Source organism: Cognatundibacterium luofuense (assembly GCF_018139685.1).
GTDB classification, from domain to species: Bacteria; Pseudomonadota; Gammaproteobacteria; order Burkholderiales; family Burkholderiaceae_D; genus Undibacterium; species Undibacterium luofuense.
Window position 1 is genome coordinate 1 of sequence record NZ_JAGSPN010000108.1, and the last position, 503, is coordinate 503.

The 503-nt window shown below is 44.9% G+C and carries 2 protein-coding genes; one reads left to right on the forward strand and one right to left on the reverse strand.

The features are described from left to right. Nucleotides 1-251 (forward strand): hypothetical protein (locus tag KDM89_RS19555; RefSeq protein WP_212689564.1); only part of this gene is annotated, 251 nt, incomplete at its 5' end. On the opposite strand, the gene KDM89_RS19560 is transcribed toward KDM89_RS19555, so the two are convergent. After that, on the reverse strand, nucleotides 226-503 hold a 278-nt coding region (locus tag KDM89_RS19560; RefSeq protein ID WP_212689565.1), incomplete at its 5' end, for a helix-turn-helix transcriptional regulator. The genes KDM89_RS19555 and KDM89_RS19560 overlap by 26 nt on opposite strands.

A 503-nucleotide genomic window follows, 5' to 3' on the forward strand; every position in this document is an offset into this window, starting at 1 on the left:
GGTGGCGATACGTTGTTTCATCCAACCTTCCCTTACCCGGTGCAATGCTTGAATTTGCTGGCTATCGCGACTTCGAATTGGTACAGCAGGAATGCTTTCTCGGCTTGCTGCTTCGCAAATTGCCGCCGCATTTCGGGCATCAGTTTCATTTCCTTGAACATAACGATCTTGTCGACACATGGAGAACAGCTGCAACTGCTGCACCAACGAAGGCAGTCATGCTATTTACTGATTGTATGGCCGAAAGCTAAAAGTTGTTTTTAGTACGGCTATACCAATTTCATTCCGGGATGTAATACCAATTTTTTTTAATATATTTGCAACATGGGTTCTGACTGTCCAATAGCTGATATTGAGTAGTTTTGCAATTACCTTGTCACCGTGCCCCTGCAACATCAGATAGCAAACGTCTCCTTCCCGGGCCGTCAGACTAAATTTGTATTGCAACCAAGCACTGGAACCAACTTCCTGCGGGATTAAACGGACAACGAAATTCGAGGTAT